Source organism: Streptomyces tanashiensis, from assembly GCF_014648895.1.
In the GTDB taxonomy this organism is placed as follows: Bacteria; Actinomycetota; Actinomycetes; order Streptomycetales; family Streptomycetaceae; genus Streptomyces; species Streptomyces tanashiensis.
The window spans coordinates 62,205-78,213 of the sequence record NZ_BMRZ01000009.1 but is presented as its reverse complement, the minus strand read 5'-3'; the positions used below and the strand labels follow the sequence as shown (position 1 = coordinate 78,213).

Below are 16,009 nucleotides of genomic sequence, written 5' to 3'. Positions count from 1 at the left end.
CGGGGGGCACTTGTGTTTCACGGCGTCGTGGCCTCACAACCAGACAAGTCGCCCATCGACGACGGGACAGGTCGGATGGTCCCCCGCGCCGATCCTCGTCAGCATCTCCGCCACGGAGTCGAAGTGGTGGGCCAATGACGCGTACTCGCCGGTGAGCGTGGGCTCACCCACGAACCATCTGCCGATACGTCCGTCCTTCGCGTCGATGAACCGTCCCGTCCAGCCGTCCTGATCCGACAGGAACGGGATCCACTCCTCGCGCCATTCGCCCCCACCGGACAGGGGGTGGTTCGCGTAGAGCTTCTCCATCGCCCGGATGCCCAGAAAGAAGCTCCCCTCGTCCGGGAACCCGGCGTAACCGCAGCAGGCGACCTCGTCGTCCGCTTCGTCCTCGGGCAGATCGAGGTTGTTCTGCAGCAGCCACGCCCGCAGATCCTGAGGCAGCGAGACGCCCATCCGCTCCTCGGCGGCCGCGATCATCTGTTCCGTGGCCGGACCGGGCAGATCCGCGTGATCGGCCGGGGCACACTCCCGAAGAAGACTCATCACGCGGGACCAGCTCTCCACCACACTCATTCCCCGCTGCCCCTCTCTGTACGGATGCGCTGGGCCACTCAACGGGCTCGCCCGCTGTAGCCGGACGGCATGGCGCGCCGGTCGAAGCGCCCTCGGGCTGCGAGCCTACGCTCTCCGCGGTTGGCGCCGCTTGCCCCGGCTGCGGTGCGGCCCGTTCCGGTCCGCGGGCGCTCCGGTGTCTGTCGTCCGCCCCGCCGGCGGGTGTCGTCCGGGCGGGGCGGGGCGGAGGCGGGTATCGGGAGCGCCACATGCGCTCTGTCGGCGTACGACTCGACGTGCATACAATCGCAAAAATCATCCTTGATCGTCGAGTTGATCCTTCAGAGCGGATGTCCGGGCGGCCCAGGGGAGGGACGTCGGGTCGCTCGAGGACAGCAGAGGCGGAGCGGTGGCGCCGTTCCGGTGGGAGGGGTCCCTGATGCTCGCCGATCGGTCGCACAGACGCCTCTGGCGGAGGGTTCGCGCCCTCTCGGAGGGGCTCGAACTGCCGGACCCCTTCGAGGCCGAGACCTTCCTGGGCCTCCTGGCCGAACGGCGTGGCCGCCCGATCGAGGTCCTGCCGGTCGCGGTGGACGCGGCGATCCCGTGCGGTGTGCTGGTGACGACCGACCGCGCCGACTACATCCTGTGCACCCCGGGGACCAGCGCACTCCACCGGCAGCACATCCTCGTCCACGAGGCGGCCCACCTGCTCTGCGGGCACGATCGGCTGCCCACCCCCGAGACGCCGGGCGTACGCGCGCTGCTGCCCGGACTCTCCCCCGACCTGGTGCGCCGGGTCCTGGGACGCACCGTGTACGCCGAGCCCGCCGAGCGGGAGGCGGAACTGCTCGCCTCTCTCATCCTGCACCGCGTGCTCAGGGAAGGTCCCGTGCCGGGACCGGACCACGGACGGGCCGGAAGCCTCGTCGGGGCCTCCTCCCGCCGCCCCGAGCGGTCACGTGTCTGACCTGCTCGCGTACCTCCCGGCCGTCGCCGCGCTGTGGCTGGGCTGCTACGAACTGCGTCTGCTGCGCAACGGAAGCGACTCGCCCTACGCGGTGCGCTGCCTGTGCCGCTTCGGATTCTGCATGGCCGCGGCGATGGCCCTGCTGGCCGCTCCGACGATGCACCTGGAGTGGCCGTGGTCCCCGCAGTCGACCCATCTCCTGGGCCGCGAGATGGAGATGGCCGCCCTCGCCTTCCTCCCGCTGACCGTCATCGAGATCGGCCTGCCCCGGCCCCGACCGCTGACCGGCCGGCTGCACGTCGGCGTCACCTTCTCGGCCCTCGTGCTGTGCGCGGTGCTGTTCCTCTCCTCCGGCGTACGCATCCGGCACGGCTCGCTTCTCGCGGAGGGGACCGGAGCGGTGCTCCTCGCCTCCAGCGACACGGTCTTCACCGGCTACAGCCTGTGGTGCCTGGCCGTGTTCCTGGTCCCCGTGCACCGGTTCACCCGGGGACTGGGCGCGGGCGCGCTGCGCACGGGCCTGCGGCTGATCACGGCCAGCATCACGGTGGGCCTCCTCTGGGCCCTGTGGGGTGTGTCGGCGATCGTCACCATGGCCCTGGACAACCGGCAGAGCGCCGGGCTGGACCCGGTGGGCCGGATGCTCGGACTGTGCTGTCTGGTGCTGGGCGTCCTGGGCGGCACCGCCGGCGGCTGGGTCTCCGCCACCACCGCGGTCGGGCGGTGGCTACGGGCCTACCGGACCTACCGTGCCCTGGAGCCGCTGTGGTCGGCGTTGCGGGCCGTCTCCCCCGGGACGGCCCTGGACCTGGGCTGGCCGTCGGTGCGTCTGTTCTCCCTGCACCGGTCCGAGTTCGCCCTCTATCGCCGGGTGATCGAGATCCGGGACGGCTACCTGGAACTCCGTGCCTTCGTTCCCCCCGACGCCCGCGCCCTGTCGGACGCGGCGCTGGCCCGGTTCCCCGTGCCGCCCGCGGGCCGCGCGGCGATGGCCGAGGCCGCGGTCATCGCCGCCGCACTGGAGTCCGCCAGGATCGGCCCCGGCGCCTCCGGCGACCAGGACGTCGCGCTCGCCTACCCGGTCGACTGCTCGGTCGAGGAGGAGGCGGCGTGGCTGGTCCAGGTGGCCGAGGCGTTCACCGTGGCCGGGCTGGTGGAGCACATGCGCCACCGGGTCGGGCGCTAGGCAGGGCACGTCCGCCCTGGGCGGACGGCGTCACGTCGACGACAGTGCCTAGGACGGGATGAGCGTCGGTCCGGACCGGGCGGGGGCGGACGGCGGAAGGGCCGTGCGGAGGAACAGCGGCGGTTCCGTTGACGGGCGCAGGCCGGAGTGGTGCATCCAGCTCGCTATCTCCACTCGGGAGGAACAGCCCAGCTTCTTCATCGTGTCCCTGATGTGGTTGACCACGGTCCACTCCGAGATCGCCAGTCGGTGGGCGATCTGCCGGTTGCTCAGACCGGCCGTCACCAGGCGCGACACCTCGGTCTGGCGCGGCGTCAGTGGATCGATCCGGGTGCGGGTGTCCGGGGATAAGGGGCCCGCGGGAGCGGCGACGGGAGGGGCGGGGGCCGGGACGAGGGAGGCCAGAAGGTCCGGGAGCGACACCTTGGAACCCTCGACCAGGGCACGGGAGAAGGCGGCGTCGCCCAGCAGCTCCCGCACCGGCTCCTCCAGCCGGGCCATGGCGAAGTCGGGCGTGCCCGCCTCCTCAGGGAACGCGCCGCGCCAGGTGTGGAAGGCGCCCAGGCCGCGGGCGGTGCCGACGGCGCGTTCGGCGACGTCGGGCAGGGCGGGACTGCCCAGCGTGGTGGCGATGGCGCCCAGGACGGCCGGCGGCCCCAGGACGCGCAGGGCCGACAGGGCACGCTCGCAGTAGTGCGCCGTGGCCTGCGCGCGTCCCTCCGCGGCGGCGAAGACGGCCAGGTGGAGCAGGGCGGCACCGGCGGCGAGCGTGTCGCGTCCTTGCTGGGCCGCGGCCAGCACCTCCAGTGCGGTGGCCGCCGCGGCCGCCGTGTCCCCGAGACGGAAGCCCGCGAGTGCGGCCTCCAGTGACACGTAGCGGGCCTCGTGGCGGTCGCCGTCGGACCGGTACCGGTCGGCCGCCTCATGGAGCAGGGCAGCGCCGCGGCAGGGGTCGGCGGCCAGGACGCACAGGGCTCGCAGGCGCGTCACCCGCGCGGACAGCCCCGCGTCGTGGGCGGCATCCGCCGTGATCCGGTCCAGCAGGTCCGTGGCGGCCTCGGGCTGGCCCGCCAGGATGCCCGCCTCGCCGAGCAGGAGGTCGACGCGGATCCGGTCGCGGTGGCCGGTCGCGGTGCACGACGGGTCGGGGCGGGGGCGCCCTTCGGCCCAGGTGCTCCAGCCGCCCGTTGCCCGCCAGTAGACGCGGATGCCGTCGACGAGGTCGAGCGCCTCGCCGGTGCGCCCGTGGCGGAGCAGCGTCTCCAGTGCCGTACGGAGGTTGCGTTCCTCGCTCCAGAAGGCGGTCAGGCCCGAGTGCTGGTGCCCCGAGACGATCCGGTCGGCGGCGGCGCGGGCCAGGGCCGCGTAGTAGCGGGCGTGCGCCAGCCGGGCCGCGGTGTCCTCGGGCGGGGGGAGACGGTGCGCGGGTCCGTCCGGCGGCAGCCGGAGCCGGAACCGGGCCGTGCCGTCCAGCCGGCCGGACGGCAGGGTGGAGGCGGTGAGCAGATGGCCGCGCAGCAGGGTCTCCAGCGCCGAGGAGAACTCCTCAGGCGCGACGGCCGTGATGTGGCGCAGCGCCTCGGGGCCGAAGCCGCCGCTGAACACCTGGCAGTGGGCCAGCAGCCGGCCCGGCGTCCCGTCGGCGTCCCGGGGAGGGGCGCCGGGCGGATCGTCACCGGGCGCCGCGCAGGGTGCGCCGTCCTCGGCGTGGACCGGGTACGGGACGGTCCGGTCGCCGAGCGAGGCCCACGCCACCTCGGGGCTCTCCAGTGCGGCGACCCGCGCGGTGCGGCAGAGCGCCCCGGGGTTGCCGCCCACCTCGACGCAGGTCCGGGCGATGACCTGCTGATTGTGCAGCTGGAGGGAGAACGCGGGATTGATCGTGCGCAGGCAGGCGAGGTAGACCTGCACCGAGGGGACGCGCGCCAGTGCGCCGAGATCCAGCGCCGAGCAGTCGAGCGGCACGGGCAGCGGGTCCACCGGGAAGGGGACGAGGCCGTGGGCCGCGGGGGGCTGGCGGGCCGTGCCGAGGACCACGACGGACGCGACCGCGCAGGCCCGCAGCAGCCGGTGGTGGTCCGAGCGGTCGAGGTCGTCGACGAGCAGGAGCGGCCGGGCCCCTCCCGCGTCCCGGCCGGCGGTGAGGCCGGCGAGGAGGTCGAGCGCGCTGTCCTCGTACGGCTCCTCCGCGGTGTCCAGGCGCACGGTGGTGGCGCCGGTCGACGCGCGGTACGCCGCCGCCGCCTCGGCCGCGAGCCGTGTCTTGCCCGCCCCGGGGACGCCGGTCAGCAGCACTCCGGGGGTCGACGGATCCGTCAGCAGCGCCGACAGCGCGGCGATCTCGGCGTCCCGTCCGACCATGTCGGCGGGGAACGCGGTGGGTGGGCGTGCAGCGGACGGGCGGGCGTTCGTCACAGATGAGGGCGCGGGGATCGTCAAGGACGGCTCCGGGGGGTGGACCCAGGCGGGTGGGGACAGCCAGGCGTTTCAGCTGAGATGAACAACCATTTCGCAGTTTTCATATCCGTTTGCCGTTTCAGCATGGCTGTCGACTTCGGGGGTGTCAACTACAGTGAAAATCAACGGATTTGCTTGCGCCTGTGGGGGTAGGCGTACTGGAGGGCGGCGGCCGAAGGGAGTAGGCAGTGGCCGAAGCGGAGCCCGAGCCGTCGTCGCTGAGCCGGAAGATCGACGGACTCTTCCGACTCGCCCGCAGGCCCGACGGCCTGCCGTTCAGCAATGAGGAGGTCGCCGCCGCGTGCCGGGAGGCCACGGGGGTGTCCTTCTCGACCACGTACCTGTGGCAGTTGCGCACGGGGCGGAGGAACAACCCGACCAAGCGCCATCTGGAGGCCCTGGCCGACCACTTCGAGGTCCCGGTCTCCTACTTCTTCGACGACGAGCACGGTGCGAAGATCGCCGCGGAGCTCGAACTCCTCGGCGCCCTGCGGGACGCCGGGGTGCGCAGCGTGGCCCTGCGTGCGGTGGGGCTCTCCTCCGAGGCGCTCGGCACCGTCAGCGACCTCATCGACGTGATCGCCGTCCGTGAGGCGGCCGCCCGGCGTGCCCGCGGGGCGGAGGAGGCCCCGCCCGCGGCGGAACCCCGCGACGACCAGGTCTGAGGGCCGACCGCACCGTGCGGGACGGCCCGTCCGGGCGGCGGCCGGGTGCCGGGGCGGCCGGGTCACTGCGGCCGAGCGGCGGGGCGGCGCAGGAAGAAGCCGGCGACGGAGCCCCGGACCCGGTCCCCGGCGTGCGGCTCCACCTTCTTGATCATGTGCGGTACGCCGGACCGCAGGACGACCAGCCGGTTGGGGTGCGGGGCGACGTAGTGTCCGACCCGTGAGGTGAGATGGGCGTTCTGGTCGGCGGGCCGCGCCCCGGGTGTTCCGCTGGAGACGAGCAGTTCGGCGCCCCAGGACGCCTGCCACTCGGGGTGCGCGTAGAACACGAACGAGGCGGCCCGGTCGCCGGAGTCGTCGTGCCAGGCGAGTCCGGAGCCCTGCGGGTAGAGGAAGGGGCGGCAGGTGAAGGCGTGCCAGTCCGTTCCGAACCGCCCGGTCCACGGCTCGATGCGGGCCGCCTCCTCGGTCAGTTGCTTCGCCACGGCGTCCGTCGCCCCGCCGGACGGGTGCGGAGTGTGGTCGGCGAAGCGTCCCGTGAAGTGGCCTTCCGGGTCGTTCAGCGTGCCGGGCCCGCTGAGGGGAGTGCCGTCCAGCAGCCCGTAGACCTTGTTCCAGGCCCCGTCCCGGCGTCCGTGGACGAAGTGGTAGTCCTCGGTGCGCAGTCGCTCCCACAGGGTGGCCGCGGCCTCCGGGGCGAGGAAGTCGTCGAAGACGGCGAAGTCGTCCGTGCTCCAGGTCAGTTCCATGGGTGTCCTCCGTGGACGGGGAAGGCGGTACGGCAGGGGGAGGGGCGGGGTGTGGGGGCGGGCGGGCCCGGTCAGGCGAGGGCGGTCCGGAGGCCCCCGGTGCCCACCGGTACGGGTGGCCGTGCGGCCGCCTCCTGGAGCAGTCGCCGCGTCATGCCCGCCGCCCGCGCGTCGCCCGAGCTCAGCACCAGCCGCAGCATCTCGGCCGCCGGCTCCGAACGCCCGTGCGCGAGGTGCACGGTGGCCACGTTGAGGGGGCGCAGCCAGTCCGGCTGCCGGGCCTCCTTCACCGGGCCCTCGTCGATGAAGGTCACTCCGGGGCAGTCGGAGAGCCGGTCGGCCAGGTGGGCCGCCAGCTCCCGGGGCGGCATCGGCTCGCAGTACACCAGCGGTGTCAGCAGGTCGGCCGCGGGGAGGGCGCGGGGTCCGACGGCACCGGCCGGGGCGAGCGGTCCGTCCGCCCGGTACAGGTGCCGGGGGTCGAGAGGGGTGCGGGCCAGCGGGGTGTGCGGGTAGACCCGCAACCCGCAGGAGTAGCCCACCGACACGCCCCGGTCGGCCAGTCGGCGGATGTGGCGGATCGCGTTCTCCAGGGTGGCGGCCGTCTCGCCGGGCTGACCGAACAGCACCCCGATCTGGACGTCCATCCACTCCGGCCGATGCCGCAGCAGCAGACCGAAGGTGTCCTCGACGTCGGACATCCGGTAGTTCTTGTGGTGGCCGCGCAGCATCCGGTCGTCGAAGGCGTCCACCGAGAAACTCGGCCGCACGCAGCGGGACCGGATCAAGGCGTCCATCAGCCGCTCGGAGAACGGCCTGACGTTGAAGTAGCCGTGCCAGCTGATCACTTCGCCGTGGCGGCTTCCGGCCAGCGCCTCGCACACCTCGGTCAGCGCCCCTTCGTAGGGGAGGTTGACCTCGGGGGCGGCCAGATGGAAGTGGGTCAGCCCGTACCGCTCGACGTAGTGTTCCGCCTCGGCGGCGACGGCCCGGGCGGGGCGCGCGTCCACCCGGCCGACGTTCAGCGGATCGACGCAGTACGAGCAGCGCAGCGGGCAGCCCGCGTGGCTGCGCAGCGCGGTGGGGATGCCCCGGGCCTTGGCGAACAGTACGTACTCCGGTGCGATCCGCGGCAGCGCGGTGGTGGGCCGGGACACCACGTCGGGCCGCGGCCGCAGGCCGGGCCCCAGGGCTCCGTCGGCGGTGCGCACCAGGCCGCCGGGGAGCGTGGACAGCGTCTCGGCGACCACCTGCCGCACGCCCCGTCCGCCGCCGTCGGCGACCACGCGCGCCAGCAGCGCGGTGAACGCGGCCTCACCGGGGCCGGCGAGTCCGAAGTCGAGGCCGAGCCGGTCCATCACCTCCACCGGGCAGGAGGTGAACGCCGCGCCGCCCGCCACCACCGGCAGTCCGGGGTCCCAGGCGCGCAGCGTCGCGGTCAGCTCGGCGACGGGCGCCAGGTAGTCCACCACGTCGATCCACCGCCCGTCCGGGCCGGCCGCCGTGTCGCAGGCGACCACGGCGTTGTCGATGTTGCGGATCGACAGTGCGACGAGGTCGGGACGGTCCCGGTCGAGCACCTCGGTCAACAGGCCGGTGTGGTCGAGCGATTCGAGGAACGGGTTGCACACGGACACCTCGACGGGCAGTCCGCTTTCGGTGACCGCGGCCCGCAGGATCTCCAGTCCGTACGGGCCGACCGGCAGGACCTGGTGGGGGTTGGCGTAGAGCAGGAGGACACGCACGGGCGGCTGCTTTCTCGGAGTTCCCTCGCGGGGGACGGGTCGTGCGGTGGGGCGGTGCGCACGGCTATGCCTGCGGGGCGCGGACGCCCAGGTCCTGTTTGGCGTCGATCGCCCGCTGGAGCGCGGTCACCGCCCGTCCGGCCACCGGGAGGCCGGTACGGCGGGCGAGGACGGCGCTGAACAGCAGCGGGGTGATGACCGCGCCGCTACCGCGCACCGTGCGCAGATGGCGGACCACGGCGTCCAGGTGCGTCGCGGCCGGTTCCGGTTCGCCGGCCCGCAGGGCCCGTACGGCGCGGGCCTGCAGGGCGACGGTGTACTCCGCCCAGGCCTCGGGGGGCGGAACGGCCACCTCGTCGAGCGCGGGCCCGCCCCGCGTGCCGCCGGACCGTCCGTCACCGGACGCCTCCCGGGCCAGCTCGGCCTGGAGGCGGGACAGCGACGCCTGTCGGGCCATGCCGAGGGCGGCGCAGCGATCGCCCTGGGCGGTCCACCAGTCGGCCGCGGCGCCCCAGTCGCCGGACCGGGCCGCCAGGACGGCACGCCAGCCCGCGATGGTCGCGGCCCCGGTGCCCTGGCCCAGATCGCGCAGCACGTCCTCGGCCTCGTCCATCGCGGAGTCGGCCGCCGCCCGGTCGCCGGACATGTGGCGCACCAGCGCCAGCGCGACGCCGGTGGCCGAGCTCAGCAGCCGGGAACCGGCGACCTCCTGATGCAGCCGCTCGCAGTCGGCGAGTGCGGCGGGGACCGGGGTGTCGCCGTTGACCAGGGCCATCGCCAGGTTGGCGTAGACCTCGGTCAGGCCCAGGCAGGTGCCGGCGCCGTCGGCCGAGCGCAGCGCGGAGCGCAGCGCCCGCTCGGCGGCGGGGTGGTCGCCCGCCCGCAGGGACTGGAGCCCGGCGTACAGGTGTGCGCCGACCCGGGCCTCGGGCTCCGGGGAGGCGACCGCGGCGAGGTAGTGCGGATCGTCCGGTACGGCGGGTGCGTCGCCGGTCAGATAGGTGCGGGAGTACAGCGCGTTGAGGCGGGCGTGGATGCGGGCGGCCGGGGCGGCCCGGCCCGGGGCCGACAGTACGCGCTCGACGCGTTCGAGGGCGGCCTGCGGCATTCCCTGCGTGCCGAGGGCGTACGCCTCCAGGACATCCAGGTCGTGGCCCTGCGCGTCGTCCGCCTCCGCCAGTGCGCGGGCGCGTCCGGTGAGCGTCGGCACCCGTTCCGGTCGCCCGCGGGAGAGGACGAAGCGGGCGGCGACGCCGAACGCGGTCACGGCGGACTCGGCGGCCCGGGCCGTTCGGTCGGAGCCGGGCTCCACCCCGCGCAACGCGGTGTGCGCCGCCTCCCAGTGCCCGGCCAGCAGCTCGGCGACAGCGGGGCGCCGTTCGGCCACCGGTTCCAGGGAGCGCGCGAGCCTGGCGTGCACGTCGGCGGTCTCGGAGAGCGTCAGCCGCCGCAGTGCCACCTCGGCCACGACCGGGAAGGCGGGGGCCAGGCGGCCCTTGTGGGCGTCGGCGGACTCCACGAGACCGGCTTCGAGGAGGCAGGCCGCGGCGGCGGCGACCCGGTCGGGGTCCATCAGGGCCCCGAGGTCTTCCAGGGACAGGTCCCGGCCGGCGGCGGCGAGCAGCACCAGGAGTTCCCGTGAGTCGGCGTCCAGCCGGTCCAGCCGGGCACCGAGCGCGGCATGCGCGCTGGGTGGCGCCCAGTCGTCGCCGGGCTCGGCGAAGCGGCTCAGGACGACCATCTGCTCGATGTACCGGGGGATGCCGCCGGCCCGTGAGGCGATCTCCTCGGCGGCGGAGTCGGGGGCGGGGACGGCGGCAGGGGCCGGGTCCTGTCCAGGGGCCCCGGTGCCGGCGGACCGGGAGCGGTCGGCGGCGGTCGGGTCGTGCTGGGCGGTGAGCAGCCGGTGGGCCAGCCGCCGCGCGTCGGGCCGTTCGAGTGGCGGCACGGTGAGCCGGTGGTCCCCGCGGCCGGCCAGCGCCTCGGGGGCCGAGACCCCGACCAGCAGCACCACGACCGGCCGCCCCGGTGCGGCGGTCAGCTCGTCGAGCAGGTCGGCCAGCGCCCCCGGGGTCCACTCGCTGTGCTCGACCACCAGAAGCAGGGGCCGCGCGCCCCGCAGGCGGTCCAGTGCAGCGGTCAGCGCACGGCCCAGCTCGCCGCGGTCCTGGGCCAGGGCCTGCTCGGCGCGGGTGGAGGCGCCGGTCAGCTGCACCGTCACGTCCACCCTGTCGTGGCCCTGCCGTGCGGCGTTCTCGATCTCCTCCAGGAACAGACAGCAGGCCAGCAGGTCGAGTCCGGTCCCGGCGGGCGGGCAGCGCAGGATGGCTGTGGCCAGGCCGGTGCAGTGGTCGAGCGCCTCGGTGACCAGCCGGGACTTGCCCACCCCGGAGGGGCCCCCGACCAGGATCAGGGTCGGGCCGCCGGCCGTGGCGGCCGCGCCGATGCGGGCGGCCAGTTCGCCGACCAGGCCGGTCCTTCCGACGGTGCCCGTGCCGGGGGCCTGGGTGTCGGCCGGCCCGACGATCCAGGCCGGGACGGGCCGGGCGAAGCCCTTGGCGGCGATCGGTTCGATCGCTTGCAGCGGGAAGTGGTCCTGCAGCTGGAGCCGGGTGGCCAGGTCCACGATCACCCCGTCGTCGGGGGCGTGTGCCTGGAGCCGGGCCGCCCGGTTGAGCACCGAGCCGATGACGAAGCTCGACGTCCGCCCGCTGACCGCGACGTGACCGGAGGCGACCGCGCACCGTACCGGGAAGTCGCCCAGCAGGAGATCGCCCAGGCCCCGCGCGTACTCGCCGGTGCGGTGCGCGATGGCGGTGGCGGCGGAGACGGCGGTGGCGGCGGCCGACTCGCCGTGCCCCTCGACGCCGAACACGGCGACGACCGCGTCGCCGATGAACTTCTCCACCTTGCCGCCGTACCCCTCCACCAGCGAGCCGACCAGGGTGAAGTAGCCGTCCAGGACGGCCGCCCACCGGTCGGGTTCGAGGGAGGTGGCCAGCCCGGTGGAGCCGACCACGTCGCAGAAGACGACGGAGACGAAGCGCAGGCCGCTGGCGGGAGTGGCGGGCAGGCCGATCTCCGCCCCGCAGGCCATGCAGAAGCGGGCCGCCGACGGGTTGTCCACACCGCAGCCGGTGCATCGGCTCGCGGTGGTTGCGATGGGACCGGTGGGCTTGGTCATACTGTCCTCCCCGTTCACTGAGCGGCAAGCGGGTGGTTCACGACGTTTGCCCCGTCGTGAACCACCCGGTCTGTGCTACGGCCCAGACGTCACCGGTCCGGGGCCGATCCCCTGACGAGGGCCGGCACTACCAGAGGTAGCCGCCGCTGGGGTCGGAGAGCGAATGGCCCTCCACGTCCGAACCCGCGGCCTCGATGCGGGACTTGACGCTCAGCAGGACGTTGACCTCGTCCTCGGTGAGGGACTTGAGCACCGCCTGCTGGGCGTCGTTGGCGTCGGTCAGGGAGAAACCGGCTTCGGCCAGCTTGTCGATCTTGTCTGCCATGGTGATCTCCTCGGTTGACGAGCCCGCGCGTTTCACGCACGGGGCTCTGGTTTCCCGGTGCGGCGCACCGGAGTTCAGGGGGGCAGGGCCGGGAGCCGGCTCCTCGGCCCGGCCGGCACCGTCGTCCGCGCCGGACGGCGCGGCGGTGGGCGGCGGAGCGGTGGGCGGTACGCGGCCGAGGCGGGCGGCGACCGCGACGGCGGTGAGCAGCAGGGCGGCACCCGCCAGCAGCAGCAGGCTTCCGAGCCCGATCCACGCGACCAGGGCCGCCGCCGTCATGGGGGCCAGTACGTTCAGAACGGCCGGCACGGAATTCATGAGCGCCCACACCCGGCCGGTCAGTTCGACCGGCGTCTCGGAATGTACGACGCTCGGAAAAGTGACGAGAATTCCGGCGCTTGCGATTCCCAGAAGGAAAATTACACACAGCCATATGGCGGAGTCAATGCGTATGTCGCGGACGATGGTGAATCCGATGACGACGATGATGCAGCCGATCACGAGGACCGACCCCGCCATGGTGAGGAAAGGCCGAAGGCGCCCTGCGAAACGGCCCATGAGCAGCGATCCCGCGACCCCGCCCAATCCGACGGCGGACACCATGTAGCCGATGTACGGCGTGCCCATTCCCAGTGCCGGCACGATCAGGGCGGCCATGGAGTCGTAAAGGAAGACGACGAACATCAGGCTGCACATGACGAACAGAAGAGAACGCAGAAGGCGCGATCCGAAAACGTGCCGGAATCCTTCCCCGAGTTCTTTGAAATAGTGCTGATCCGCGCTCGGGGAAGGTGACGACGTGGTGCGCAGGGCACGGGCGGTGATCACCCCGACGAGAAACGTGCACGCGTTGGCCGCGAACACCGCCCGGGGCGACATGAAGGCGATCAGCAGACCACCGAGCGCGGGCCCGAGGATCTTGACCGACTGCATCGCCGTCTGGAGCAGCACGGTGGCGGCCTGGACACCGTCGGGCGGCACCGAGACCCGCAGCTGGATCTGGCCCGCGAGCCCGCCGACCGAGCCCAGCGCAGAACGGACCAGCACCAGCCCGGCCGCCCAGTACACCCCGGGGGCGACCACCAGGCCCAGGGTGAGCCCCGCCTGCACGAGGTCGGTGAGGATCAGCACCCGGCGCGACGGCCGGCGGTCCACCAGCACGGCCAGGAACGGGGTCGCCAGCAGCGGCAGCATGCTCGCGGCCACCACCAGCGCCAGATCGCCCGCGCCGCCGTGCCAGACCGTGGTGACCAGCACCAGCAGGGCCACCTGGTCCAGCCAGTCGCCCAGACCGGAGACCACCGTGCTGGTGTACAGCAGCCGGAAGTCGCGGCCCGCCAGCGGGCCCGGAACCCGCGCGCGGCTCATCCGGCGAGGGCCACCGGGGAGCGCCGGTGGACCCGGCCGAGGACGTCCTCCATCACCTCGATCAGCCCCCTCATGGAGTGCAGCGCGCTCACACCGAGCAGTTCCTCCTGCGCCGGGTCGAGCGGCAGCCGGTCGATCAGCCGGTGCACGTCGTCGCGGTGCTGCACGTCCAGCTGGGCGTGCCGGGCGATGGTGCGGAACGACGCCTCCGGCAGCCCGGTCCGGGCCGCCAGGTCACCGGCAAGACCGGGACCGGGCGGGTTGCCCTCCAGCACCGCGATGTGCCCCACGAGTGCCACCGGATGCACATGGCGCAGCCAGTAGTACTGCGAGCCGACCAGCGAGGCGATGGCCGCCCCCGGCAGCGTCGTGCGCAGCGTCTCGGGATCACCCCCGGCCACCGCGTAGTCCTCGGCCACCCACTGGTCGTGCCCGTACTCCTCACGGATGTGCTTGGCCAGGTAGCGGCCCACCAGATCGGCCACCGGGTCGCCCTGACGGGCCGTGCACTGCTCGACGGCCGCCAGCATCAGCGGCACCGTGGCCCGGATCGTCCCGTGCAGCGTCCTGAGCCACTCCAGGTACACCTGGTCGCTGTGCGGATGGGTCCACATCTGCCGGGACGCGGCGTCCACCGCCGGCATCAGCAGCCCGATCTTGCGGCGCAGCGCCCGCGACCTCGTCTGCTCCTCCACCGTCAACCGCCTTCCCTCAGGGCCACGCCCAGTGCTCTCACGGAGTCCGCGGCCCTCCCCGGGCGGCCGGCGATGTCGTACGCCTTCCAGCAACCGCCGCAGACGTTCTCGAAGCGTTCCTCGCGCAGGGCCTCGAAGCCGGGCAGGTCGGCCACCGCCCCCGGGCCGAGGCGCCCCATCACCTTCAGCAGCGGATCGTCCCGGAACCCGGTCAGCGCCTGCGCCACGCCCTCGGGCCGCCGGACCGGGGCACGCAGCGCGGACGGCCCGTGACCGGTGATCAGCCCCTCGTTGCAGCAGGGGATCACCACCCCGTCGTAGCGCACCGTGGGCGAGCCGAGCAGGGTGCACGACGCCAACGTCCCCACCTCGTGCCGGCTCTGGAGGGCGAAGACCCCCGAGCCCCGCCCGTACCGCAGGGGGGTGATCAGCTTGGTCTCCGCCTCGTCGGCCCACCGCGGGCCGAGCGCCTCCGACAGCAGCCCCTCGGCCACCCGGGCGCCGTCGCCCGTGTCCAGTTCCTGGACGACGATGCGGCAGCCCGCCCGGTGGGCCGCGCGCAGCGCGCCGACGAAGCGCCGGCTCGACACACCGCCCTGGTGGAAGCCGTCCGTGCTCAGGAAGAGCGTGGAGATCCGCGGCAGCAGCCGCCGCACCCAGCCGGGCGCGGAGCCGCTCTCGCGCGCCCAGTACCCGCTGGTGAAGACGATGGTCTCCAGACCGGCGTCGGCGAACGCCCCGATCGCGTACGGCAGCGCCCGCTGCTCGGCGAAGGGCTCGCCGCCGGAGACCGCCACCGACCGCAGGCCGGGCAGCGCGACGATGCCGGCGACGACGTCGTGGAACACCTCCCAGTCGGCGACCCTGCCGCCGTCCGCGCGGGCGTCCACCGAGCAGTGCGCACAGCCGACCGGGCACTGGTCGGTGATGTACAGCAGGACCGACTCGCCGCGACGCCGGCGCATCGCCTCGGTGTCCGCCAGCGTGGGGCGGGTGCGGACCGCGTCGGTGTCAGCGCGTGCAGGACTGTTCACGGTCCGCCTCCCATCCCAGGGACACCAGGCCGCCGTAGCGGCCGGAGCGGCGTTCCGAGAAGGCGGTCCCGTCCACCTGCTCGACCATGCGGCGGGCGGCGGCCTCCACCTGCCGCCCGGAGTCGCTGCGCAGGTACTCCGTCACCTGCCGCTCGGCTTCGGCGTCGCCGGACAGCGCGACGCAGTTGCCGCACATGCCCTTGTCGCACGGTCCGTCCGAGAACCGGGAGGCCACGAAGCTGGGTCCGAGCACGCGCAGCGCCCGGTACAGCTCCCGCTGCAGGAACTTCTCGCGCAGTTCGGGCCACGACTGGTGGGACGCGTGGCCGAGGATCAGGTGCTCCGGCACGCGCCGCTCCACCAGGTCCTGGTTGCAGCAGGCGTAGACGGTGCCGTCGTAGGTGACCAGCGGCCAGGTGATCCGGTCGCACGGGTCGACGGGCGCGACCGGGACGCCGGAGGTGGGCGTGGGCGTCAGCCCGCCGAGCTGGCGGCCACGGCCGATGGGACTCAAGGTGCCCACCAGGATGGGCACGTGGTCGTCGAACTCGCGGCGCACATCGTCGACCAGGCCCTGGAGGTAGGGATCGTCGTCCCCCCGCCCGGTGAGCTGGAAGCTCACCTGCGGCACCAGCTCGCGGATGCGGTGCATCGCCCGGAAGACGTCGGCCCGGCCCACCTCGCGCTCGTGGAACTCGTCGAGGCTGGCCGCGAAGTGGTCCACCTCGCGGATCGCCGCGGACACCGGGGCGGGCAGCCGCCGGTTCTCCCGGGCGAACCACATGCCCGACAGCACGTACGAACGGGAGCCCGCGGACCGGGCGGTGCGCGCGAGGTCGGCGACGAGCGCGGGCCGCAGCAGCGCCTCACCGCCGGACATCAGCAGCAGGTCCGGCCGGGTCTCGTGGTCGAAGGACTCCACGAGCCGGCGGAACGGCGTCTCGGGATGCTGTTCGCTGGTACTGGAGGAGTCGGTGGAGCAGTGGGCGCACGACAGCGGGCAGCGGCGGGTCAGGGCCAGATAGAGGCCGGCGGCGGGCTTGTTGCGGATGGCGCCGATTTCCAGCAGGTGCACG

The 16,009-nt window shown here is 73.7% G+C and carries 12 protein-coding genes; 3 read left to right on the top strand and 9 right to left on the bottom strand.

Annotated elements, in window-relative coordinates:
• Positions 1 to 33 precede the first annotated feature (33 nt).
• A complete protein-coding gene (locus IE237_RS24915; protein ID WP_189804347.1) occupies positions 34 to 576 on the bottom strand; it encodes an SMI1/KNR4 family protein in 543 nt (180 codons plus the stop codon).
• A 418-nt stretch (positions 577 to 994) separates the two neighbouring features.
• On the opposite strand from IE237_RS24915, the gene IE237_RS24910 reads away from it, so the two are divergent.
• Positions 995 to 1,525, top strand: a complete 531-nt coding sequence (locus IE237_RS24910; protein WP_189804346.1) for a ParH-like protein — start codon at positions 995 to 997, stop codon at positions 1,523 to 1,525.
• Positions 1,518 to 2,711: an MAB_1171c family putative transporter gene (locus tag IE237_RS24905; RefSeq protein WP_189804345.1), complete on the top strand. Its 1,194-nt coding sequence runs from the start codon at positions 1,518 to 1,520 to the stop codon at positions 2,709 to 2,711. The genes IE237_RS24910 and IE237_RS24905 overlap by 8 nt, the downstream gene beginning before the upstream one ends.
• A 48-nt stretch (positions 2,712 to 2,759) precedes the next feature.
• Here IE237_RS24905 and IE237_RS24900 read toward each other — a convergent pair whose 3' ends face one another.
• Entirely contained in the window at positions 2,760 to 5,072 is a 2,313-nt protein-coding gene (locus tag IE237_RS24900) for a LuxR C-terminal-related transcriptional regulator (RefSeq protein ID WP_189804344.1), read from the bottom strand.
• Between the two features lie 284 nt (positions 5,073 to 5,356).
• Between IE237_RS24900 and IE237_RS24895 the strand changes: the two genes are divergently transcribed.
• Positions 5,357 to 5,833 (top strand): helix-turn-helix domain-containing protein, encoded by a 477-nt coding sequence (locus IE237_RS24895; protein WP_189804343.1) that lies wholly within the window; start codon positions 5,357 to 5,359, stop codon positions 5,831 to 5,833.
• A 62-nt stretch (positions 5,834 to 5,895) separates the two neighbouring features.
• Here IE237_RS24895 and IE237_RS24890 read toward each other — a convergent pair whose 3' ends face one another.
• The 7 genes from IE237_RS24890 to IE237_RS24860 form a co-directional block, all read right to left on the bottom strand.
• The gene (locus IE237_RS24890) at positions 5,896 to 6,582 is read right to left on the bottom strand and encodes a 2OG-Fe(II) oxygenase (RefSeq protein WP_189804342.1); all 687 of its coding nucleotides are present in this window, start codon (positions 6,580 to 6,582) and stop codon (positions 5,896 to 5,898) included.
• Between the two features lie 71 nt (positions 6,583 to 6,653).
• Positions 6,654 to 8,327 carry a B12-binding domain-containing radical SAM protein gene (locus IE237_RS24885; RefSeq protein ID WP_189804341.1) on the bottom strand — a complete coding sequence of 558 codons (1,674 nt, stop codon included), beginning with the start codon at positions 8,325 to 8,327 and terminating at the stop codon, positions 6,654 to 6,656.
• 64 nt (positions 8,328 to 8,391) lie between these two features.
• Positions 8,392 to 11,511, bottom strand: coding sequence for an adenylate/guanylate cyclase domain-containing protein (locus IE237_RS24880; RefSeq protein ID WP_189804340.1), 3,120 nt, complete (start codon positions 11,509 to 11,511; stop codon positions 8,392 to 8,394).
• A 127-nt stretch (positions 11,512 to 11,638) separates the two neighbouring features.
• Positions 11,639 to 13,204: an MFS transporter gene (locus IE237_RS24875; protein ID WP_189804339.1), complete on the bottom strand. Its 1,566-nt coding sequence runs from the start codon at positions 13,202 to 13,204 to the stop codon at positions 11,639 to 11,641.
• Positions 13,201 to 13,899, bottom strand: coding sequence for an iron-containing redox enzyme family protein (locus tag IE237_RS24870; protein WP_229842873.1), 699 nt, complete (start codon positions 13,897 to 13,899; stop codon positions 13,201 to 13,203). Before IE237_RS24870 ends, IE237_RS24875 begins: the two co-directional genes overlap by 4 nt.
• Before the next feature lie 2 nt (positions 13,900 to 13,901).
• Complete coding sequence (locus IE237_RS24865) at positions 13,902 to 14,933, bottom strand: radical SAM family protein (protein WP_189804338.1); 1,032 nt, start codon at positions 14,931 to 14,933, stop codon at positions 13,902 to 13,904.
• Entirely contained in the window at positions 14,911 to 16,008 is a 1,098-nt protein-coding gene (locus tag IE237_RS24860) for a radical SAM/SPASM domain-containing protein (RefSeq protein ID WP_189804337.1), read from the bottom strand. The genes IE237_RS24865 and IE237_RS24860 overlap by 23 nt, the downstream gene beginning before the upstream one ends.
• Between the last annotated feature and the right edge of the window lies 1 nt (position 16,009).